Consider the following 20,591-nt stretch of genomic DNA (forward strand, 5'->3'; position numbering starts at 1 on the left):
GGGAACGCGGCGTCAGAACAGCGTGCGCACGGGCGTGCCCGCGCTCCAGGCCGCGATGTCCTCGACCGCGTCCCGGTAGAAGACCTCGTACAGATCCCGGCTGACATAGCCGATGTGGGGAGTGACCACGGCGTTCGGCAGGGTGCGCAGCGGGTGACCGGCGGGCAGCGGTTCCCGGTCGAATACGTCCAGCGCCGCCGACGCGATCCTCTTCCCGGTCAACGCGTCGACCAGTGCCGCCTCGTCCACCAGGGGCCCGCGCGAGGTGTTCACCAGGATCGCCGTCGGTTTCATGAGGCCCAGTTCGCGCTCACCGACCAGGCCCCGGGTGCGCTCGCTGAGGACGAGGTGGATGCTCAGCACATCGGAGCGGGCGAACAGTTCGTCCATCGAGACGTATTCCGCTCCCTTCGCCTGTGCGTCCGCGGGCGTCAGGTTCTGGCTCCAGGCGATGGTCCGCATACCGAAGGCGCGCCCGATCTCCGCGACCGCGGTCCCGAGCCGGCCGAGGCCGAGGACCCCGAGGGTGGCGCCCCTGAGGCTCGTCCCCAGGCCCTCCTGCCAGCCGCCCCGGCGTACGGAGTCCACCTGCTGCGGGACCATACGTGCCGCGGAGAGGATGAGCGCCCAGGTGAGTTCGACCGTCGGGTATCCGAAATAGCCTGTACCGCAGACGGTGATCCCCGCCCGGCGTGCGGCGTCCAGATCGATCGCCGCGTTGACCGGCCCGGTGGTCACGAGCAGCTTCAGGTGCGGCAGTCTGTCGAGCGTCGAGGCCGGAAAGCGCGTCCGCTCCCGCATGGCGACCACCACCTCGTACTCGGCGAGCGCCGCCACGACCGCCTCCTCGTCCTCGAAGGCATCCCTGAAGACGTGCACGTCGGCCCGGAGCGAATCCCAGTCGGCCAGGCCCAGGGCCACGCCTTGATAGTCGTCCAGGATCGCGATCCGCATACGGATTCCCCTCGTTCTCGGCAGCTGGGCCGGCATATGGATGGGTGAGGCGTGTACCGAACGAGGGTACGGGGGCGAACCGCCGGGGCTCGTGTGGCACGTGGGCTCCGTGACCGAAATCGTCGTCACCCTCGTGTGGTTTGTGTGCACACACCTCGAAAAGACCTGTCAAGCGCGATGTTCCTCACAGGAAAAAGCGGCTCCAGGGCGGCCGTCTACAGCAGTTTTGCGGTGGTAACCTCAAATGAGTGAGCAATCGACTCCTCGTCAAAGGCGCCGGCCGACACAACCTTCGCGATGTCTCCGAGGAATCTCCCGAGAACTCGCAAGTCGTATTCAAGGGAGTTTCCGGTTCGGGTAAGTCGAACCGGGCGTCCGACACCGTATTCACGGAAGGCCGGCCGAGGTATATGAAATCGCTGTCCGCAGACGCGTGGCAATTCCTCGGACAGCTCGACGAGCCCACCGCCGGTCCGCACTCCGCCGACGGGGAACGCCTGCCGGCCGCCCTGCATCGACTGGTCGACGGCGGGAACACGGTCGTTGTCACCGAGCACCACCTCGACGTCGTCAGGACGGCCGACTGTCCGCGCGACATCGGCTCGGAAGGGAGCCACCGGGGCGGACAGGTGATCGCCGCCGGCCCCCCGGAACAGATCGCGGCCCACCCGGGATCGCACACCGGCGGGTACCTCGGTGCGCTGCTGGAGGAGACCCTATGAGCCTCGCCCACATGGAAGCCGCGACGGCGCAGGCGCTGTCCCCGTTCGACGACGAGACCGACGGTCCTGAACCGCGGCTCTCGGCGGAGGGCGGCAGCACCGACCCCGTCAAGGACTACCTGCGCCTCATCGCCCGGGTCAAGCTGCTCAGCGCGGAGCAGGAGGTCGACCTCGCCCGGCGCGTCGAGGCAGGCCTGTACGCGCAGCGGCTGCTGGCGGAGGGCGAGAACCGGCACCCCCGGCAGGAGCTGGTCCTGCTCGCCGAGGACGGCCACCGGGCGAAGGCCCACCTCACCGAGGCCAACCTCCGCCTGGTCGTCTCCGTGGCCAAGCGCTTCACCGGCCGGGGCCTGGACTTCCTGGACCTCATCCAGGAAGGCAACTCCGGTCTCATCCGCGCGGTGGAGAAGTTCGACTACACCAAGGGCTTCAAGTTCTCCACGTACGCGACCTGGTGGATCAAACAGGCGGTCACCCGCGCCCTGGCCGACCAGAGCCGCACCATACGGATCCCGGTCCACACCGTGGAGATCATCAACCGGGTGGCCCGGGCACGCAGGGAACTGATACAGGACACGGGCGTCCTGCCCACCCCGCAGGAGGTTGCCGCGAAGGCCGAGATCCCGGTCGCGCGGCTCGCCGAAATCGACGCCTACACCAGGGAACCCGTCTCCCTGCACGCCACGCTCAACGAGGAGGGCGACGGCGAGTTCGGCGACCTCATCGAGGACACCGACACGCCCGCTCCCTGGGAGGCCGTCGCCCACCACCTCCTCCAGGACACCATCCGCGGCCTGCTCACCGGCATGACCGCCCGTGAGGCCGGCATCATCGCGCTGCGTTACGGACTCACCGACGGCCGCCCCCACACCCTGGAGGAGATCGGCGTCGTCTACGGCGTGACCCGCGAACGCATCCGGCAGATCGAGGCCAAGACGATGAGCAAGCTCCGTCACCCGTCCCGCTCCCAGGTACTGCGGGACTACCTCGACGACACCTGACCCGGCCGGCCGGGCGGAGACCGCAGCCTTCACCGGCCGCCACAGCGAACTCGCCCGCGCCCGGGCGATGTTGCCCGCGACCGACGAACCGGCGTCGGCGGTGATGATCAACGCCATCGGCGGCGTGGCCGACGCCGGCAGGACCACCCCGGCAGTCCCGGCCTCCTTGTCCTCCTCCACCACGGCACCCGGCCGGGGCGCGGGCAACTCGGCGCTCCAGGTGCTCGGCTCCACCGCAGAGCCGGGTGACCTGAACGGCCAGGGACTCGACGGGAAGTGGTTCGCGGTCGGGTCAACCGGGGAGAAGGCGCCTCATCGGCGGGCGGCCGCGCACGGCGGCCGTCACAGGCCGCGCCACACGTTGTCGAAGGCCGCGTCCTCGATCTCCCGCCGCTGCCGGACGGCGGCCAGCTCCGTGACGGCACCGTCCACGGCGGCGACCACCGTCACGGTCGCGTCGGAGACGGCACTGGCGAGGTCCTTGGGCGTCTCGTCCTGGATGCCGACGGCGGCCGCGAACGCGGCGAGCACCGGTTCACCGGACGTCCAGCGCTCACGCGCCCGGGCATGCTCGGGCGAGTCGGCGGGCGCCGTCCGCCCGGTCGGCAGCGGCAGCCAGCGCCGCCGCTGCCGGGTGACCGTCCCGTCCTCCTCCAGTTCGGCGAGATAGGCGGCGGACAGGCCACGCCCCCGGCGCCACAGCCAGTCCTCGACCGACTCGTACGGCGCCTCGCGCTTCAGCGCCGCCGCCGCCTCGTCGAGGAGCCGGTCGCCCGTCCCGCCCTGGGAAGCGGGCACGACGATCTCGTCGTCCAGGGTGACCGCCCCGGCGCCGAGGAGATCAACCAGTTCGGCTCCCGCGAGCGCCAGCGAGAGGTCGCCCTGCTCGACGGACCGGCCTGCGGCGTCGTACACGGTGACGATGAACAGGTCCCGGGGTGTGGTCATGTCGGACTCCCCAACAGAGATGGCGACAGAGGCATCTGAGGCAATGGTGGCGCGGAAGAATACGATGCCCGGTACGGGCGCCACGCAGTCTCTCGCGCTTGACCCGCAGAGGTCACTCGTTCTGCCCAGGCGAGGCGTGGGTACGCAGCTTCCCGCGCCGTAACACCACGATGTGCCGCACACGGCCGACGCGCAGCGCGAGGCGGGCACGCGACCGGGGGAGCGGCGGTCCCCACGGGCGGGGGCGACGGCCCGCATCGCCGGGGTGCGGCGGTCCGCACGGGTGGGGGCGGCGATCCGCACCGTCGGGGTGTGGGGGTCCGCGTGGGCGGGGTGTGGCGGTCCGCCCCGTCGGGGTGTGGCGGTCCGCGCGGGCGGGCGCGGTGCTCCACAGCCGTGGCGAGCGGCGGTCCGCACCGCCGGGTTGCGGCCATCCACAGCGCCGGTGGCGTGTCGGCATGCGCGGTAGGCTGCTTGGCGATCAGAAGGGTGACAGCGGCCGGAGGTGGGTGGACATGACAGCGGAGGCCGAGCCGTCGTCCGCCGTCGGCGCGGGCGGCCGGGACAGCCGGCTGGGCCCGCTGATCATCACCCTCTTCGGGCTGTATGCGCGCGGTGAGCACAACTGGCTCTCCGTGGCCTCGGTGATACGCCTCATGGCGGACCTCGGCGTCGAGGCGCAGGCCGTCCGCTCGGCGGTCTCCCGGCTGAAGCGGCGCGGGGTGCTGCGGAGCGAGCGCCACGAGGGAGCCGCCGGATACGCGGTCGCCGACACCGCGCTGGAGGTGCTGGCGGAGGGCGACATACGCATCTTCGAGCGGAACCGGGCCGCGGCCGACGACGGCTGGCTCGTCGTCGTCTTCTCGGTGCCCGAGTCCGAGCGCGACAAGCGGCACGCCCTGCGCACGGCCCTGACCCGGCTGGGCTTCGGCACCGCCGCCCCCGGCGTGTGGGTGGCCCCCGGAATCCTCGCCGACGAGACCCGCCGCACCCTGCAACGCCTCGAACTGACCCCGTACGTCGACATCTTCACCGGCGACCACTTCGCCTTCGGCGACCTGTCGGCGAAGGTTCGTGAGTGGTGGGACCTCGACGAGCTCACCGCGCTCTACGCGGACTTCCTCGCGCGGTACGCGCCGGTGCGCGAGCGCGCCGCCGTGGGCGGGATCGCGCCGCAGGAGGCGTTCGGGATCTATCTGCCGATGCTCACCGAGTGGCGCCGGCTCCCGTACCGCGACCCCGGCCTGCCGCTCTCCCTGCTGCCGCAGGGCTGGCGCGGCGAGACCGCCGGCGCGCTCTTCGAAGAACTCGACAGGACGCTCCGGGCGCCCGCCCGCGAACACGCCCTGGCGGTCATCCACACTGCCTAGGCCTACGGCCTGACCAGCCGTTCCTCCGGGATCACGGCCACCCCGAGGATCTCGATCATCGCCTCCGGCTGCCAGAGCGCGGTGCAGCCGATGCCCGCCATCGCCGGATACACCGGCCCCGCCAGCTCCCGCCACACCTTGCCGATCTCCTTGCCGTGGGCCTGGTAGTCGGGGATGTCGGTGAGATAGATCGTCACACTCACCAGGTCCGCCGGCTCGCCGCCCGCCGCCCGCAGCGTGGTGAGCACATTGCCGAATGCCTGGCGGAACTGCTCCACGATCCCGCCCGGAACGATCTTCATGTCGGCGTCGAGCGCGGTCTGGCCGCCCAGGTGGAGCGTGTTCCCCGCGAGCGTTCCGTGCGAGTAGCCGCTCGGGGCGGGCAGTTCGGGCGGGTTCACGGCGACGGGAGTCATGAGGCCTCCGGTTCGGTGGTGTCCGGCTCCGGCCGCACGGCCGGTCGTATTGACAATAAATGACGACCGTGAAAAATACGAGATAGGGCGCGGTCCTTGTCCGGACCCGACAGGCCGACGCCCCCGATGCGCCGACGACCCCGACAGGCCGACGATCCCGGCAAGCCCACGGAAACGGAGCCGTTCCATGGAGCCCGACCTCAGCAAGTACCGACTCGAAGGCGACAGCGAGATGTACCGGCTGCCCACCGGCATCGTCGCGCCCGTCGTCACCCGGGCCGGTCAGGAGGACGTGAACACCGCCGACTCGGGCGGCGCCGTCCGGGTGTCGGGCGTCAGCGCCCAGCACACCCCGGCGCGCCGCCTCTGGTACGGCAAGGTCAGCAACGAGCCCGGCTACCGTTCGGTCACCCACCACCACGGCGAGGCCGAGACCGGCGGATACGTCCTCTCGGGCCGGGCCCGGATCTACTTCGGCGAGAAGTTCGAGGACTACGTCGACATGACGGAGGGCGACTGGGTCTTCGTCCCGCCCTTCATGCCGCACGTCGAGTGCAACCTCTCCCGGAGCAAGCCGCTGGTGTGGATGACCACCCGGACCCCGGAGAACATCGTGGTGAACCTGCCCGACGTGGCCGACACCGACCTGCGCGACTGGCTGAACCGATGACCGCCGCCCCGACCTCCGCGACCGTCACCGCGGCCCTCACCCTCAAGCCCGCCGCGCCCGAGCACTTCGACCTCGCCTTCACCGCCACCACCCAGCCCTGCCCCTGGCCCAAGGCCTACGGCGGCGACCTCGTCGCCCAGGCGGCCGCGGCCGCGATGCGCTCGGTGACCGACGGCAAGTCGCTGCACTCGATGCACAGTTACTTCCTGCGCCCGGCCGACATCGGCGCCGAGATCCGCTACGAGGTGGAGGTGGTGCGCGACGGCCGCGGCTACAGCACCCGCCAGGTACGCGGCTACCAGAACGGCAAGGCGCTCTACGTGTGCCTCGCCAACTTCGCGGCGGGGGAGCCGGGCGGCTCCTTCCACACCGAGTTCGCCGGGGAGCTCCCCGCCCCCGAGACCCTGCCCAGCTCGGCCGAGTACCTCGCCGAGCGCACCGGCGGCACCATGACCGCCGAGTCCAAGGACTACTGGCGCGGCGGCCGAGGCTTCGACATGCGCCACGTCCCCGGCCCCGTCTACCTCACCGTCGAGGGCGAGCGGCTGCCCCACCAGGCGGTCTGGCTACGGCCGTTCGACGCGCTGCGCCCCGTCGAGGGTCTCGCCGACGCCCAGCGCGACCTCGCCGCCCTCGCCTACGTCTGCGACTACACCATCCTCGAACCCGTCCTGCGGGTCCTCGGCCTGGCCTGGGCCGACCCCGGCCTGGTCACCGCGAGCCTCGACCACGCCATGTGGTTCCACCGTCCCGCACCGATGGGCGACTGGCTGCTCTACGCCCAGGAAGCGGTGGCCGCCGACGCGGGCCGCGGCCTCGGCACCGGACGCTTCTTCACCCGCGACCACCGTCACCTGGCCACAGTCGTCCAGGAGGGCATGATCCGCCCCGCCTGACCGCCCGCCGCAATCCACCGGCGGGCTCCCGGAAGGAACCCCACGTTGGCTGTTCCGCTCTCACCGACCTCGCACCTGGACACCTTCGCCCGGGACCATCTCCCGCCCGCCGAACTGTGGCCCGCGATCGAGTTCAGCACGCCCGAACTGAGCTACCCGGCCCGCCTCAACGCGGCCACCGAGCTCATCGACAGGGCTGTCGAACGCCACGGCCCCGACCGTCCCGCCCTGCGTACCCCCACCGGGGAGCTGTGGACGTACGGCGAACTGCGTACCCGCGCCAACCAGGTCGCCCAGGTCCTCACCGAGGACCTGGGCCTGGTGCCCGGCGGGCGTGTCCTGCTGCGCGCGCCCAACACCCCCTGGACGGTGGCCTGCTGGCTCGCCGTCCTGAAGGCCGGCGGGGTGGTGGTCACCACGATGGCCGCCCTGCGCGCCCGCGAGATCACCCCGATCGCCGAACGCACCAAGCCGGCCATCGCCCTGGTGGACCACCGCTTCACCGACGAGCTCCGCACCGTCCTGCCCGACCTGACGCTGGTCGAGTACGGCGGGCCCGGCCCCGACGACCTGGTGGCCCGGTGCGCCGTCAAGTCCGGCGAGTTCAGGGACGTGGAGACGGCCGCCGACGACGTGGCGCTGCTCGGCCCCACCTCCGGAAGCACCGGTGTCCCCAAGATCACGATGCATTTCCACCGGGACATCCTGTCCATCGACAACACCTTCGGCCGGCACCTCCTGGGGCTGCGCGAGGACGACCTGGTGGCCTGCACCGCGCCGTTCGCCTTCACGTTCGGCCTCGGCATGCTGGTCGTCTTCCCGCTGCGGGCCGGCGCCTGCGCCCTGCTGACCGAGACGGCGACCCCGGCCCAGCTCGCCGACCTCGTCGAGAAACACCGGGTCACCGTCCTCGCCACCGCGCCCACCGCCTACAAGGCGATCGTGCGCGACGGCAAGGAAGGGCAGCTGAGCAGCGTCCGGGTCGGCGTGTCGGCGGGCGAGCACATACCGCTCACCACCTGGCAGGAACTGCGGGACCGCATCGGGCTGAAGGTCATCGACGGCATCGGCGCGACCGAGCTGCTGCACATCTTCATCTCCGCCGCGGGCGACGACATCCGGCCCGGCGCCACCGGGCGTCCCGTGCCCGGCTACCGCGCCACGATCCTCGGTCTCGACGGCGAGGAGCTCGGCCCGGGCGAGCCGGGACGGCTCGGCGTCATCGGCCCGGTCGGCTGCCGCTATCTCGACGACAAGCGCCAGCAGGACTACGTCGTCAACGGCTGGAACGTCACCGGCGACATCTTCCACCGCGACGAGGACGGCTACTTCCACTACCACGCCCGCAGCGACAACATGATCGTCTCCTCCGGGTACAACATCGGCGGCCCCGAGGTGGAGGCCGCCATCGACACCCACCCGGACGTCGTCGAGTCGGCGGTCGTGGCGCGCCCCGATCCCGAACGCGGCTCGGTCGTCTGTGCCCTCGTCGTCCTGCGCGAGGGCGTCACCGGGGACCCGGCGAAGGCCAGGGAGATCCAGAACCACGTCAAGCAGGTCCTGGCGCCCTACAAGTACCCGCGTGACGTCCGCTTCCACGACGCCCTGCCGCGCAACACCAGCGGAAAACTCCAGCGGTTCGCGCTCCGCAAGATCATCGAAGCCGAACAGACCGCTGAGCAGTGAGAGGAACTCCCTTGAAGATCGCGATCATCGGCGGTGGCCCGGGAGGGCTCTACCTCGCGGCGCTGCTGAAGCAGCTGGACCCCGCCCACGAGATCACCGTGTGGGAGCGCAACGCCCCCGACGACACCTTTGGCTTCGGCGTGGTGTTCTCCGACGAGACACTCGGCGGCATCGAGAACGCCGACACCGTGTTCTCCGAGGCCATGGCCCGCCGCTTCGCCCGCTGGACGGACATCGACATCCACTACCGGGGCGAGAGCCACACCGTCGGCGGCCAGGGCTTCGCCGCCATGAGCCGCAAGGAACTGCTGCACCTCCTCCAGGAGCGCTGCCGGGAGCTGGGCGTCACCCTGCACTTCTCGACCCCGGCACCCGAGGTGGCCGAGCTGCGCGCCTCGCACGACCTCGTGGTCGGCGCGGACGGCGTCAACTCGGGCGTCCGGGCGGCACACGCGGACGCCTTCCGCCCCTCCCTGGACCGGCGGCGCAGCAAGTACATGTGGCTGGGCACGGACCGGGTCTTCGAGGCCTTCCAGTTCTTTGTCAAGGAGACGGAGTGGGGGGTCGTGCAGGTCCATGGCTACCCCTACTCCGACACCGGCTCGACCTTCATCGTGGAGATGCACGAGGACGTCTGGCGACGGGCCGGCTTCGATGTCACGGAGGACGCCGCGTTCGCGCCGGGCGTCTCCGACGAGCAGGCCGTGGCCCGCATCCGGGAGCTGTTCGCCGACGAACTCGGCGGGCACCAGGTGTTCGCCAACAACTCCAAGTGGCTGAACTTCACCACCGTCCGCAACCAGCACTGGCACCACGGCAACCTCGTCCTCATCGGCGACGCCGCCCACACCGCCCACTTCTCCATCGGCTCCGGCACCAAACTGGCCATGGAGGACGCCCTCGCCCTGGCCGCCTGCCTGCACGAACACCCCGACGCGGAAAGCGCGTTGACCGCTTACGAGAACGAGCGCCGTCCGGTGGTGGAGTCCACCCAGCGGGCCGCGCAGGCCTCCCTGGAGTGGTTCGAGAACATCGGCATGTACGCCGACCAGGAACCCACCCAGTTCTGCTTCAACCTCCTGACCCGTTCCCGCCGTATCACCTACGACAACCTGCGCACCCGGGACCAGGAGTTCGCCGACCGCGTCGACGCCGCCTTCGCCGCGGCGCAGGGACTGAACACCGAAGCGCCCGCGATGTTCCAGCCGTTCCGCATCGGGCGGCTGGAGCTGAAGAACCGGGTGGTCGTCTCCCCGATGGACATGTACTCCGCAGTCGACGGCGTGCCCGGTGACTTCCATCTCGTCCATCTGGGTTCGAAGGCGATGGGCGGGGCGGGTCTGGTGATGACGGAGATGGTCTGCGTCTCGCCCGAGGGCCGCATCACCCCAGGCTGTACCGGCCTGTGGAACGACGAACAGCTCGGCTCCTGGCAGCGGATCGTCTCCTTCGTCCACGACCGCAGCACCGCCCGCATCGGCCTCCAGCTCGGCCACTCCGGCCGCAAGGGCTCGACCCGCCTGATGTGGGAGGGCATGGACGAACCACTCCCCGACGGCAATTGGGAGGTCGTGGGCCCGTCCGGGCTGCCGTACGGCCCCGGATCGCCCGTCCCGCGCGAGCTCACTCGCACCGAACTCGACGCCGTCACGGCCGAGTTCGTCGCGGCGGCCCGCCGCGGCGCCGAGGCCGGCTTCGACCTCCTCGAACTCCACTGCGCCCACGGCTACCTGCTCTCCTCCTTCCTCTCGCCCCTCGCCAACCGGCGCACCGACCGGTACGGCGGCTCGCTGGAGAACCGGCTGCGCTATCCCTTGGAGGTCTTCGACGCGGTCCGGGAAGTCTGGCCCGCCGAGCGGCCGATGACCGTGCGGATCTCCGCCACCGACTGGGCCCCCGACGGCAACACCGAGCACGACGCCGTGGAGATCGCCCGCGCCTTCGTCGCGCACGGCGCGGCCGCCATCGACGTCTCCACCGGCCAGGTCACCAAGGACGAGCGCCCCGCCTACGGCCGCTCCTACCAGACCCCCTTCGCCGACCGGATCCGCCATGAGGTGGCCGCCGGGAGCGGCGCGGCGGTGATCGCGGTCGGCGCCATCGCCTCCTACGACGACGTGAACTCGATCCTGCTGGCGGGCCGCGCCGACCTGTGCGCCGTGGGACGCACCCATCTGTACGACCCGCACTGGACCCTGCACGCGGCCGCCGACCAGGAGTACCGGGGCCCGGCCGCCGAGTGGCCGGTCCAGTTCGGGGCCGGGCGCCGCAAACCGCCCACCGCACGCACCGACGCCGTTCGCCCCCGCCTGTCCCTGCTGCGGGCGGACCCGGCGGGGGAGAGCGTTCACCTGCGGTGGAAGCCCCTGAGGGAGGGGCTACCGGTGGTGGGGTGACGTCAGGCAGTGCCGGCGGATCAGCTCCTTGCCGTAGTCGTTGCCGTTGGGCGTGCGGATGACGGAGTGGACGTGCATCTGGGTCGGGACGCCCTGGGTGCCGCCGTACGCGCCGCGCAGCGGGCCGGGCGCCTGGCAGCCGACCTCGACCCAGACCACCGGGCTGTGCACCCGCACGTACTCCACCGCGTCCCGGGCGGTCAGCATGAGCACGGGCAGCCGGGTGTTCTCGTACCGCAGCCGGCGCGGTACCTGGATCCCGTCCAGGTCGGGCAGCATGCCGTCCAGCACGACGGCGTGCGGGCTGTATCTGCGGGCGGTGCGCAGCGCGCCGTACCCGTCCTGCGCCACGAACGGCCGCCAGCCCGCCGCGGTGACCGCCACCGAGAGCAGCTCGGTCGGCTCGGGTTCGTCGTCGACGATCAGCACTCGGATCGCGTCCGCCGCGCGTGTGGGGGTGGCAGACATGCCCCCGATGCTCTCCCGGCGGGCTGTACGCGAGCTGGGGGGGGCGCCCCTCTCCGCCCCCCCTCTGAGCCCCTTCGGGCCCCTCGATGATCATGGCGGACCGCTCGGTTTTCTCCCTCTGAGGGGCCCCGGAGGCGTGACGCCACCCATAGGAGCCAGATCACATCCTATCGGAGGTAGTAGAGGGAAAACGCCCTGAACGCCATGCAAGCTGCACCAAAAGGTGCATTTCGCCGGTTTATACGAAGTTACGTAGTACGTCACATCATTGCGTCCTGCTCCGGGCACCGCTAACCATTGCTGTCGTCGCCGGGAGACGGGCGATGGACCGAGCGGATCCCCGCCGGGTCCGCCCACTCCCGCCGGTTGTACGGGGCTCCGCCCCACGCCGCCGCACACAGCGGCCGGCGCCGACGCCGTCCCCACCGGAGATTCGTTCACATGACCATGACCACTCGCACCCGCATTGCTCGCCTCCGCACCATCGGCCTCACCGGCCTCGCCACCACCGGTGCCGCGGCGGCAGCCCTCACCCTGATGCCGACGACCGCGCAGGCCGCCGAAGCGACGCAGGCGCACACCTCCACCGCGGTCACGGCCTCCAGTAACGACAGCCACAAGTCCGGCTCCTCGAGCAACCTCGACGGCTGGATCAAGCAGTCCCTGCAGATCATGAAGTCCAAGGGCATTCCGGGCAGCTACGACGGCCTCAAGCGCAACATCATGCGCGAGTCCGGCGGCAACCCGGGCGCCCAGAACAACTGGGACGTCAACGCACAGAAGGGCACCCCTTCCAAGGGCCTGCTCCAGGTGATCGACCCCACCTTCAACGCGTACCACGTCAACGGCACCGCGCACAGCGTCACCGACCCGGTGGCCAACATCACCGCGGCCGCCAACTACGCCGCCCACCGCTACGGCTCGATCGACAACGTCAACTCCGCGTACTGAGCGTGGCGATGACTCACCGGGCCGATGCCGGCCCGTCGTGCCGCAGCAGGAACGCGTCGGCAAGGGCGTCGGTGAACTCCTCACCGACCGGCCCGGTCGACACCAGCACCCGGTAGTAGAGCGGGCCCACCAACTGGTCCGTCTCGGTCTCCGGGTCGAGCCCGGCGGGCAATCGGCCCGCCGCCACGGCTCGTTCCAGCAGGGCACGGTCGCGCCGGCGCTGCGGCGCCAGGCAGCGCGACCTGAACTCCACCGCGAACGCCGGATCGTGCTGGGCCTGCGCGAGCAATGCCCGGAAGGCGGCGCCGGAGTCGGACTCGCCGAGAAACCGGGCGAGCCTGCGCAGCCAGTCCCGCAGGTCGGCGGCGAAGTCCCCGGAGTCGGGCGGGGTGAGATCCTCGTCCGCGTCCTGGAGGAAGGCGTCCATCAGGACGTCGGTCTTCGTCCCCCACCAGCGGTAGACGGTCTGCTTGGACACCCCGGCCCGTGCGGCGATGCCCTCCATGGTGACGCCCGCGAAGCCCTTCTCGACGAGCAGGTCGTCGGCCGCCTCCAGCACGGCCAGCCGGGCCTCTTCACTGCGGCCGTGCCGATTGCCGTGATGCCGTCGTTCCGCACCGGCTGTCATCTCGCCCCCTCGGCAAGGTGTGCGCCTCGGAAGGCGACCGAAATTCCGTAGAGTAGACGCAACGTCACGTCTACTCCAGCGCCCATGACGCACACGCACACACTTGCCGACCCCCGGGTCGAGGACGCCAGCCCTGCGGCGGATGTTCGCGCAGGCCGAGCAGGACGATGCCGTCGCGGAGCGGGTCGACTGGGGATCCGGGTCGAAGTCGATGTCTCCCCAGGAACACGCCGACGCCGCCGCGGAGATCCACATGCCGATCTCGGCCGCCGGCGGTGAACTCCTCTACAGCCTGGTCCGCGCCGTCCGCCCGGCCACGGTGGTCGAGTTCGGGATGTCGTACAGGATCTCCACGCTCTACCTGGCCGCTGCGGTGCGGGACAACGGCGCGGGACGGGTGGTCACCACGGAGCTCAGCAAGGAGAAGATCGCCGCCGCGCGGCGCACCTTCGCCGAGACCGCTCTTGACGACCTGATCACCGTGCTGGAGGGAGACGCCCGCGACAGCCTCGCCGGCCTCGACGCCCCAGCCGACTTCGTGCTCCTCGACGGCTGGAAGGGCCTCTGCCTGCCCGTGCTGAAGCTGCTGGAGCCGCGCCTCGCGCCCGGCACGCTCGTCGTGGGCGACGACTCCACCTTCGCGAGCATGCGGCCCTACCTCGACTACGTCCGCGACCCGGCGAACGGCTACCGCAGCGTCGGCTTCCCGGTCGAGGACGGCATGGAGATCAGCTGCCGGCTGTGACGCCTCCCGGCTAGAAGGGCTCCCGGTGCTCGTGCGCCGCCTGCTCCAGCGCCGTGGCCTCCGCCTCGGCGATGCGGGTCTCCGCCTCGACGTCGATCGAGCGGGTCAGCCACCAGTACAGCAGCGCCGAGACCGGCAGCCCCACGAACAGCGAGATGTCGGCGCCGTCGAGGGCCTTGGCGGCGGGGCCGACGAAGAGCGTGCCGACGGAGAAGAACGGGATCATGACCGCGAACCCGACCAGGTAGGAGATGATCCCCTGCCAGCCCCAACGGCCGTAGATGCCGTTCGGCTTGAAGATCTCGGCGATCGCGTAGTGGCCGCGGCGCACCACGTAGTAGTCCATCAGGTTGACCGAGGTCCACGGGATGAACAGATAGAGCACCAGCAGCAGGAAGTTGTTGAAGTTCGTCAGGAAGTTCGAGGTCGCCGCCAGCGCGCCGATCAGGGAGAGCGCCGCGGTCACGCCGATCGTGATCAGCCGCACGCCGAGCGTCGGCCGCACCCGCTTGAACGAGTCGATGGCGCTGATCAGCGTCAGTGAACCGCCGTACATGTTCAGCGCGGTGACGGAGATCAGGCCCAGGGCGGCGAACAGCAGCACGATCGCGCCGAAGCCGTTGAAGACCTTGTCGCCAGCGGCGTTGATCGAGGGGATCGTGTCGAAGCTGTCGCCCGCCCAGGCGGCCAGCAGGGTGCCGAGCACCATCAGCCAGATACCGCCGAGCGCCGAACCGAAGTACGTCCAGTAGAACGTCTTGCGGACCGTCACGTCCGGCGGCAGATAGCGGGAGTAGTCCGAGACGTAGATGGCCCAGCTGATCTGGTAGCCGGCGACCACGCCGAACTGAGCCAGGAACGGCGTCCACTTGAAGGCGCCGAGGTCGAAGGAGCCCGCCGGGTAGTGCAGCGTGACCAGGACGCCGACGGTGAAGATCCCGAAGATGACGAGGAAGGTGTAGGTCAGGAACCGCTCGGCCTTGTGGATGATGTCGTAGCCCACCAGTGCGATGACGAACGCGACCACGGTGACCACGATCACCCACAGCTTCACGCCGCCGTGGATCGTGGAGTTCAGCGCCTCACCGGCCAGGCTGGTGTTGAAGACGTTGAACCCCGCGTACTGCACATACGCGAACAGCCACACCAGCAGCGCCCCGACATAGCCGAACTGGGGCCGCGACTGGATCATCTGCGGCAGCCCCAGTTGCGGCCCCTGCGCCGAGTGGAAGGCCATGAAGAAGGTGCCGATCACGGTGCCCGCGACGATCGCAAGCAGCGACCAGATCAGATTGCCGCCCTCCGTGATGCTGATCAGCCCCACGGCCAGGGTGGCGATCTGCGCGTTCGACATGAACCACAGCGGACCCAGATGCCACAGCTTGCCGTGCCGCTCGTCCAGCGGCACATAGTCGATGGACCGGACCTCCAGACCGCTCACCCGCGGTTCCGCCGATGTGCTCATGGGCACCTCCCAGGGGTCGGTCCGTCACTCTGGTCACATTCTTCCCCCGGAAAGGCCCGGATGAGGCCTACGGAATCCGTGTTCCGTCCCCCGGAATGCCCGCCTCTCCGGCCGCCTTGTTGCTCTGCTCACAATTTGCCCGGAACCGCCCTTTTCGTGGCGGTGGTCACGTCGCCGACCGGGCGTTTTGTCTATGTTCACAGTTCTGTGTCCCTCCCACTGAACTGCCGAGGCCCCGCATGCTCAACCGCCCCCTCGCCGTCGTGGCCACGGTGGTGACCCTTCTGGCCGGCGCCGCACCGGCGGCCCTGGCGGCCGGTGCCGCCTCCGGTTCCAGCTCCACGTTCCGTACGGCCGTGCAGGCACCGGCCGAGGCACGCGTGACCGCCGCCGTCCTCGACCTGGACGGCAGCGGCCGGGAACCCGTGGTCTACGGCGACGACACGCCGTACGACACGGCGAGCATCGTCAAGGTCGACATTCTCGCCTCGCTGCTGCTCCATGCGCGTGACCACCGGCGCGCCCTCACCACGCGGGAGAGCGCCCTGGCGGAGGTGATGATCCGCGACAGCGACAACGACGCGGCCAACGCCCTGTGGCACTCCATCGGCGGCGCCCCCGGCCTGGCGTCGGCGAACAAGCGGCTGGGACTGACCTCGACCACGCCCGGTGTCGCGGGCCGCTGGGGGCTCACCCGGACCACGGCAGGCGATCAGATACGACTGCTGAGCGCGGTCTTCGGCTCCGGCCCCACACCGCTCGACACGGCGTCCCGAAGCCGTATCGGCACCCTGATGACCGAGATCGCCGCCGACCAGTCCTGGGGCGTCTCGGCCGCCGCCGACTCCGGGTGGGCGCTGAAGAACGGCTGGCTCATGCGCACCACCACCGACCTGTGGGACATCAACAGCGTCGGACGCGTCACGGCCGACCGTCACCACTACCTCGTCGCGGTCCTCTCCAACGGCAACGCCTCCATGCCGGACGGCGTGAAACTGGTCGAACGAGCCGCCCGTACGGCCGTCACCACGACGGCGGCACACTGACCCCCTTGGCCCAGCACACCCCGCCCGCCGCCCGAATCGCCCCTAACGTGCACTAGAGGTGCCCTTACGCGCACCCGAGGTGACGGAGGCAGGCAACGGGAGGCGCGGTGGCGGGTGCGGGCGGGCCGGCGGCCGGGCGGGGCCCGGCGCGCCGGGCGCGGGGCGCGGTGCAGGGCGCCCGGTCCGCCCGCCCGGTGTGGATCCCCAAGCGCGCCCGGGATCCGCGTGCCGCCGCCTCCGTCAGCGCGATCGTCGTCCCCACCCTGCGGATCGCCGCCGCCTATGCCTGGCGGCTCATTGTGCTCGGCATCGTCGTCTACGGCGTCTTCATCGTCCTGGGCCGCTTCCAGCTGATCGCCGTCGCCCTGTTCCTGGGCCTGGTCGTCACCTCGGTGCTGCGCCCGTTCACCGACCTGCTGAGCCGATGGCTCCCCAGACCCCTGTCGGTGGCGGTTAGCCTGATCGGCAGCATCTGTGTGTTCTTGGGGCTGCTGGCCCTGGTGGGCAACGCGGTCGCCCAGGAGTCGGCGACACAGGCCGACGAGTTCCGCGGCGGCATCCACCGCATCGAGGTCTGGCTCCAGCGGCCACCCTTCCGCCTCGGCCCCGGCGCCCTGTCGCATCTCCAGCAGCAGATCGTGAACTACATCCAGGCCAACCGCTCCAACCTGGCCAGCAGGGCGCTCAGCGGCTTGGGAACCCTCGTCGAAGTGGTCGCCGGGGGCGCGCTCGCGCTCTTCGCCTCCGTCTTCTTCCTCAACTCCGGCGAACGGCTGTGGGCCTGGACCAGCCGCGAGCTGCTGCCCGCCGGCGCCCGGAGCGCATGGGACCGGGCCGGGCGCGCCGCCTGGCGGACTTTCGCCGGGTACACCCGGGGCATCATCATCGTGGCCGCCGTCAACGCCGTGCTCGTCGGCGTCGCCCTCCTGGTGCTGCGGGTCCCGCTCGCGCTGCCGCTGACCCTGCTGGAGTTCTTCGCCGCGTTCGTCCCGCTGGTCGGCTCACCGATCGCCCTGGGCGTGGCCACCGTGGTGGCGCTGGCCGGGCGCGGGCCGCTCACCGCCGTCGCCGTCCTCGTGCTGATCGTCGTCATCGGCCAGCTGGAGGGACATGTGCTGCACCCCCTGGTGATGAGCTGGGCGGTGCGCCTGCACCCCCTTGTCGTCGCCGTCTCCGTCATCGCGGGCAGCATCGTCGCGGGGGTGATCGGCGCCGTCGTGGCCGTGCCGTTCGTCTCTGTGGTCTGGGCGGTGGTGCGGGCCCTGCGGCCGGCACCACCGCCCTGACCCGGCTCCCGGGGCTCAGCCGTCCTTGGCGGGGCGGCGGGTGCGCTTGGGGGCCCGGCGAGACCTTCCGGACGGGGCGGCCGGGGCGGGCGCCTCGGACGGGTCGGCGGACCCGGACGGCGCGGCGGGGGAGGGCGCCGGGATGCCGTCGCCCCACGCCTCGTGGGCGCCGAACGGGTCGGCGGACCCCTCCGCGAGCAGCGCCTCGATGTCGAGGCCGGGCCTGGCGCGCGTCTTGACCGCGGCCAGGGTCAGCGTGTCGGCGTCGGACTGCGCGCCGTCCCGCCGCAGGACGGTGCCCGGCAGCATCACCAGCGAGGTCGTACCTGACTCCCCGGCGGCCGGCCGCAGCTGGACGCGGACGCCGTGCCGGTCGGCCAGCCTGCCCACCACGAACAGGCCCATGTGCTGGTAGACGCCGGCGTCGGCGGTCGGCGGGTTCGCCAGCTTGTGGTTGATCAGTGCGAAGTCCTCGGACATCAGGCCGATGCCCTGGTCATGGATCTCGATCATGATCTGGGTGTCGGGCAGCCGGGTCGCCGTGACCCGGACCGTCGAGCGCGGCGAGGAGAACGCGGTGGCGTTCTCCAGCAGCTCGGCCAGCAGATGCACGAGGTCGGTGACGGCACGGCCGTGGATCTCGGTCTCCGGGACGCCCGACAGCTCGATCCGCTCGTACTGCTCCACCTCGGAGGCCGCCGCCCGGATGACGTCCACCAGGGGGAGCGGGTGGTCCCACTGCTGGGTGGGCCGCTCACCGCCGAGCACCAGGAGGTTCTCGCCGTTGCGCCGCACCCGCGTGGCCAGGTGGTCCAGCTTGAACAGGTTCGCCAGCTGCTCGGGGTCGGCCTCGCGCCCCTCCAGTTCGGTGATCAGGGCCAGCTGACGCTCGACCAGCGACTGGTTGCGGCTGGAGAGGTTGGTGAAGACCGTGTTGATGTTGCCGCGCAGCAGGGCCTGTTCGGCGGCGAGCCGGACCGCCTCCCGGTGCACGTGGTCGAAGGCCCGGGCCACCTCGCCGATCTCGTCGGTGGTGGTGATCGGGATCGGCGTGACCCTGGTGTCCACCTGGCCGGGCACGGCCTGGGACAGCTGGCTGATCACCGCTGGCAGTCGCTGCTCGGCGATCGCCATCGCCGAGGCGCTCAGCCGGCGCATGCCCCGGCTCATCGAACGGGCCACCCAGGCCGCGAGCAGCAGCGCGGCGAGGACGGCGCCGAGCGCGAGCGAGCCGTTGGTGATCGCGTTCCGCTTCGCCTCGGCGGCGACGCTCCGGGCATCGGCGAGCGCCGTGTCGGTGAGGTGGACCTCGATGCCCCGGCAGGCGTCGAAGGCGAGGGTGGACGCGGCGAAGAACGACTCGGGTGTGATGCCCTCGGCGGCCAGCTGCTCGGTCGTCTTCCCGCCGGCGATCTCGCTGATCATCTTCGCCAGCTTCGGCGGTGCCACGAACGTCCGCCCGGCCGCCTTGGCCTCCTCGGCCGCCTTCGCGGTCTGCTCCGCGCCCTTCTTCTCGGCGTCCGCGAAGGCGGCCCGCAGCCTGGTCATGTCCTGCGCGGTACCGGCGCCCGCGTACTCCTGGAGCGCCACCTGCTCCAGGTAGGCGTACGAGCTGAACGAGCCCAGCTGGATCGGCAGTTCGCCCTCCGCGAGGGCGGTGCGGTCCTCCACCAGCAGATGCGTGCCGATGGAACGGATCAGCGACTCGGCCGCCTGGGTCAGCGAGATGGCGTAGAGGGTGCGTCCGAAGCTGGCCTGGTTGTTGCTGCCGAAACCCAGTTCGTTGGAGAGCTCCATCAGCGGGTGCTGGACGGCGTGATAGCTCTCCTCGGTCTGCACCCCCGTCAGCCGGGCCGTGAACGCGTCGGCCCGCACCGCGGGCAACTGCTTCTCGCCCGCCCGGACCAGCTCGATCCGCCTGATGAGGCCCGTGGTCCTGGGCGCGCGGGCCACCGCCCGGTCGAACGTCCCGGCGTCCGCGTCGGTCACCTTGCGCGCCGCCGCCACCGCCGTTGCGTTCCGCTCGCCCTCCAGCAGCGGGATGACCGACACGTCCCGTTCGTTGATCGCGTCACTGGCGTAGGTGTTCGCCGCCTGCACCAACTCCGCCACGCGCACCGCGTCGTCGGCGTCCCGCAGGGTGTCGACCGAGTTCTTCACCCGGACACCGCCGAGACCGAGAGCGACCAGCACCGGGATGAGCAGGATGGCCTGGAGGCGTCTGGCGACGCGCCAGTTGCCGGTCAGAGGTCTGAACTTGGACAAGGTCGTTCCACTTCACAACAGGGAGGGTGCGCAGGGCCGTTCACAGCCCGACGTTCTGTGGCCAAGTTCTAACACCCAGCGATCGGCTGTGACCGGTGTTTCTGTGAAGCGGTTTCCAGCGAAGTGGTACAAAGCTCAATCAAAACCATCGGTGGTCAACGCACGGACCACCGGGCGAATCCGCCTCGCCCGGTGGCCCGTCCGGTGGAGCGAACGGACAGCGCTTGCCCCCGGCGAATGGGTGGCGGCCGAGACCAGGTTCTTCCACTCCATCCCGGTCACCCTGGACGGTCGTACCTTCAAGGCGCTGCGCCACGGCATGGCGGGCCGGGCCGGCTTCGAGTTCGTCGGCCCCAGGCAGCACGCGGCCCTTGTCCACGAGGCCTTCCGCAAGGCCGGTGAGCCGCTCGGGCTGATCCGCGACGGCGACCACACCATCGTCTTCGCCCAGGCGGGCAGCCCTGTGACAGTAGGTCCCCGTCGGCCGCGCGGCGACCGGTCACGTCCCCGTCGCCCTGGAGGTCACCTGGGCGGTCCCGCGTCGTATCGCCCCTCCCGGTGGAGGGGGGCCCCCCCCGGGGGGGGGGGGGGGCGCGCCCCGGCGGGGGGGGGCGGCGGGAAGACGTAAAAGGTGTGGGGGTGGGGCCCCGAGTGTGTTTATAAACAACCCCCCCAACG

Annotated in this window: 18 protein-coding genes; 11 read left to right on the forward strand and 7 right to left on the reverse strand. The window is 70.8% G+C overall.

What is annotated here, in order from left to right; genetic code table 11:
* Positions 1-12 precede the first annotated feature (12 nt).
* The gene (locus ACWGJB_RS37020) at positions 13-954 is read right to left on the reverse strand and encodes a D-2-hydroxyacid dehydrogenase family protein (protein ID WP_453384432.1); all 942 of its coding nucleotides are present in this window, start codon (positions 952-954) and stop codon (positions 13-15) included.
* Between the two features lie 248 nt (positions 955-1,202).
* On the opposite strand from ACWGJB_RS37020, the gene ACWGJB_RS37025 reads away from it, so the two are divergent.
* A complete protein-coding gene (locus tag ACWGJB_RS37025; RefSeq protein ID WP_453384433.1) occupies positions 1,203-1,676 on the forward strand; it encodes a hypothetical protein in 474 nt (157 codons plus the stop codon).
* On the forward strand, positions 1,673-2,677 hold the full coding sequence (locus tag ACWGJB_RS37030) for an RNA polymerase sigma factor (RefSeq protein WP_453384434.1): 1,005 nt from the start codon (positions 1,673-1,675) through the stop codon (positions 2,675-2,677). Before ACWGJB_RS37025 ends, ACWGJB_RS37030 begins: the two co-directional genes overlap by 4 nt.
* Before the next feature lie 342 nt (positions 2,678-3,019).
* On the opposite strand, the gene ACWGJB_RS37035 is transcribed toward ACWGJB_RS37030, so the two are convergent.
* Positions 3,020-3,625 carry a GOLPH3/VPS74 family protein gene (locus tag ACWGJB_RS37035; protein WP_453384435.1) on the reverse strand — a complete coding sequence of 202 codons (606 nt, stop codon included), beginning with the start codon at positions 3,623-3,625 and terminating at the stop codon, positions 3,020-3,022.
* Between the two features lie 515 nt (positions 3,626-4,140).
* Between ACWGJB_RS37035 and ACWGJB_RS37040 the strand changes: the two genes are divergently transcribed.
* Entirely contained in the window at positions 4,141-4,995 is an 855-nt protein-coding gene (locus tag ACWGJB_RS37040) for a PaaX family transcriptional regulator (protein ID WP_453384436.1), read from the forward strand.
* Between the two features lie 2 nt (positions 4,996-4,997).
* Here ACWGJB_RS37040 and ACWGJB_RS37045 read toward each other — a convergent pair whose 3' ends face one another.
* Positions 4,998-5,411: a RidA family protein gene (locus ACWGJB_RS37045; RefSeq protein ID WP_351702235.1), complete on the reverse strand. Its 414-nt coding sequence runs from the start codon at positions 5,409-5,411 to the stop codon at positions 4,998-5,000.
* 187 nt (positions 5,412-5,598) lie between these two features.
* Between ACWGJB_RS37045 and ACWGJB_RS37050 the strand changes: the two genes are divergently transcribed.
* Genes ACWGJB_RS37050 through ACWGJB_RS37065 form a run of 4 tightly spaced genes read left to right on the forward strand, consistent with a single transcriptional unit; the run spans position 5,599 to position 11,059 of the window.
* Positions 5,599-6,081: a cupin domain-containing protein gene (locus ACWGJB_RS37050; RefSeq protein WP_453384437.1), complete on the forward strand. Its 483-nt coding sequence runs from the start codon at positions 5,599-5,601 to the stop codon at positions 6,079-6,081.
* Entirely contained in the window at positions 6,078-6,977 is a 900-nt protein-coding gene (locus tag ACWGJB_RS37055) for an acyl-CoA thioesterase (RefSeq protein ID WP_453384438.1), read from the forward strand. Before ACWGJB_RS37050 ends, ACWGJB_RS37055 begins: the two co-directional genes overlap by 4 nt.
* A 45-nt stretch (positions 6,978-7,022) precedes the next feature.
* Entirely contained in the window at positions 7,023-8,663 is a 1,641-nt protein-coding gene (locus ACWGJB_RS37060; RefSeq protein ID WP_453384439.1) for an AMP-binding protein, read from the forward strand.
* Between the two features lie 11 nt (positions 8,664-8,674).
* Complete coding sequence (locus tag ACWGJB_RS37065) at positions 8,675-11,059, forward strand: bifunctional salicylyl-CoA 5-hydroxylase/oxidoreductase (RefSeq protein ID WP_453384440.1); 2,385 nt, start codon at positions 8,675-8,677, stop codon at positions 11,057-11,059.
* Here ACWGJB_RS37065 and ACWGJB_RS37070 read toward each other — a convergent pair.
* On the reverse strand, positions 11,042-11,527 hold the full coding sequence (locus ACWGJB_RS37070) for a response regulator (protein ID WP_453384441.1): 486 nt from the start codon (positions 11,525-11,527) through the stop codon (positions 11,042-11,044). The two genes, ACWGJB_RS37065 and ACWGJB_RS37070, sit on opposite strands and share 18 nt — an antisense overlap.
* A 447-nt stretch (positions 11,528-11,974) precedes the next feature.
* Between ACWGJB_RS37070 and ACWGJB_RS37075 the strand changes: the two genes are divergently transcribed.
* The gene (locus tag ACWGJB_RS37075) at positions 11,975-12,478 is read left to right on the forward strand and encodes a transglycosylase SLT domain-containing protein (RefSeq protein ID WP_453384554.1); all 504 of its coding nucleotides are present in this window, start codon (positions 11,975-11,977) and stop codon (positions 12,476-12,478) included.
* A 13-nt stretch (positions 12,479-12,491) separates the two neighbouring features.
* Here the strand turns inward: ACWGJB_RS37075 and ACWGJB_RS37080 are convergent, their stop codons facing one another.
* The gene (locus tag ACWGJB_RS37080; protein ID WP_453384442.1) at positions 12,492-13,106 is read right to left on the reverse strand and encodes a TetR/AcrR family transcriptional regulator; all 615 of its coding nucleotides are present in this window, start codon (positions 13,104-13,106) and stop codon (positions 12,492-12,494) included.
* A gap of 142 nt (positions 13,107-13,248) precedes the next feature.
* Here ACWGJB_RS37080 and ACWGJB_RS37085 point away from each other — a divergent pair, with 142 nt between their 5' ends.
* Positions 13,249-13,851 carry an O-methyltransferase gene (locus tag ACWGJB_RS37085; RefSeq protein WP_453384443.1) on the forward strand — a complete coding sequence of 201 codons (603 nt, stop codon included), beginning with the start codon at positions 13,249-13,251 and terminating at the stop codon, positions 13,849-13,851.
* A 10-nt stretch (positions 13,852-13,861) separates the two neighbouring features.
* Here the strand turns inward: ACWGJB_RS37085 and ACWGJB_RS37090 are convergent, their stop codons facing one another.
* Positions 13,862-15,316 carry a purine-cytosine permease family protein gene (locus ACWGJB_RS37090; protein ID WP_453384444.1) on the reverse strand — a complete coding sequence of 485 codons (1,455 nt, stop codon included), beginning with the start codon at positions 15,314-15,316 and terminating at the stop codon, positions 13,862-13,864.
* Between the two features lie 239 nt (positions 15,317-15,555).
* Here ACWGJB_RS37090 and ACWGJB_RS37095 point away from each other — a divergent pair, with 239 nt between their 5' ends.
* Both ACWGJB_RS37095 and ACWGJB_RS37100 read left to right on the forward strand, forming a co-directional pair.
* Positions 15,556-16,362 carry a serine hydrolase gene (locus ACWGJB_RS37095; protein WP_453384445.1) on the forward strand — a complete coding sequence of 269 codons (807 nt, stop codon included), beginning with the start codon at positions 15,556-15,558 and terminating at the stop codon, positions 16,360-16,362.
* A 107-nt stretch (positions 16,363-16,469) separates the two neighbouring features.
* Complete coding sequence (locus ACWGJB_RS37100; RefSeq protein WP_453384446.1) at positions 16,470-17,648, forward strand: AI-2E family transporter; 1,179 nt, start codon at positions 16,470-16,472, stop codon at positions 17,646-17,648.
* Between the two features lie 15 nt (positions 17,649-17,663).
* On the opposite strand, the gene ACWGJB_RS37105 is transcribed toward ACWGJB_RS37100, so the two are convergent.
* Positions 17,664-19,913 (reverse strand): sensor histidine kinase, encoded by a 2,250-nt coding sequence (locus ACWGJB_RS37105; RefSeq protein ID WP_453384447.1) that lies wholly within the window; start codon positions 19,911-19,913, stop codon positions 17,664-17,666.
* Between the last annotated feature and the right edge of the window lie 678 nt (positions 19,914-20,591).

The sequence above is a fragment of the Streptomyces sp. NPDC054813 genome (genome assembly GCF_053611365.1).

What these genes read in the sequence shown, in the direction of transcription:
- ACWGJB_RS37020 (WP_453384432.1), bottom strand. Translation starts at nt 954, where the DNA reads ATGCGGATCGCGATCCTGGACGACTATCAAGGCGTGGCCCTGGGCCTG.
- ACWGJB_RS37030 (WP_453384434.1), top strand. Translation starts at nt 1,673, where the DNA reads ATGAGCCTCGCCCACATGGAAGCCGCGACGGCGCAGGCGCTGTCCCCG.
- ACWGJB_RS37035 (WP_453384435.1), bottom strand. Translation starts at nt 3,625, where the DNA reads ATGACCACACCCCGGGACCTGTTCATCGTCACCGTGTACGACGCCGCA.
- ACWGJB_RS37040 (WP_453384436.1), top strand. Translation starts at nt 4,141, where the DNA reads ATGACAGCGGAGGCCGAGCCGTCGTCCGCCGTCGGCGCGGGCGGCCGG.
- ACWGJB_RS37045 (WP_351702235.1), bottom strand. Translation starts at nt 5,411, where the DNA reads ATGACTCCCGTCGCCGTGAACCCGCCCGAACTGCCCGCCCCGAGCGGC.
- ACWGJB_RS37050 (WP_453384437.1), top strand. Translation starts at nt 5,599, where the DNA reads ATGGAGCCCGACCTCAGCAAGTACCGACTCGAAGGCGACAGCGAGATG.
- ACWGJB_RS37055 (WP_453384438.1), top strand. Translation starts at nt 6,078, where the DNA reads ATGACCGCCGCCCCGACCTCCGCGACCGTCACCGCGGCCCTCACCCTC.
- ACWGJB_RS37070 (WP_453384441.1), bottom strand. Translation starts at nt 11,527, where the DNA reads ATGTCTGCCACCCCCACACGCGCGGCGGACGCGATCCGAGTGCTGATC.
- ACWGJB_RS37075 (WP_453384554.1), top strand. Translation starts at nt 11,975, where the DNA reads ATGACCACTCGCACCCGCATTGCTCGCCTCCGCACCATCGGCCTCACC.
- ACWGJB_RS37080 (WP_453384442.1), bottom strand. Translation starts at nt 13,106, where the DNA reads ATGACAGCCGGTGCGGAACGACGGCATCACGGCAATCGGCACGGCCGC.
- ACWGJB_RS37085 (WP_453384443.1), top strand. Translation starts at nt 13,249, where the DNA reads ATGTTCGCGCAGGCCGAGCAGGACGATGCCGTCGCGGAGCGGGTCGAC.
- ACWGJB_RS37090 (WP_453384444.1), bottom strand. Translation starts at nt 15,316, where the DNA reads ATGAGCACATCGGCGGAACCGCGGGTGAGCGGTCTGGAGGTCCGGTCC.
- ACWGJB_RS37095 (WP_453384445.1), top strand. Translation starts at nt 15,556, where the DNA reads ATGCTCAACCGCCCCCTCGCCGTCGTGGCCACGGTGGTGACCCTTCTG.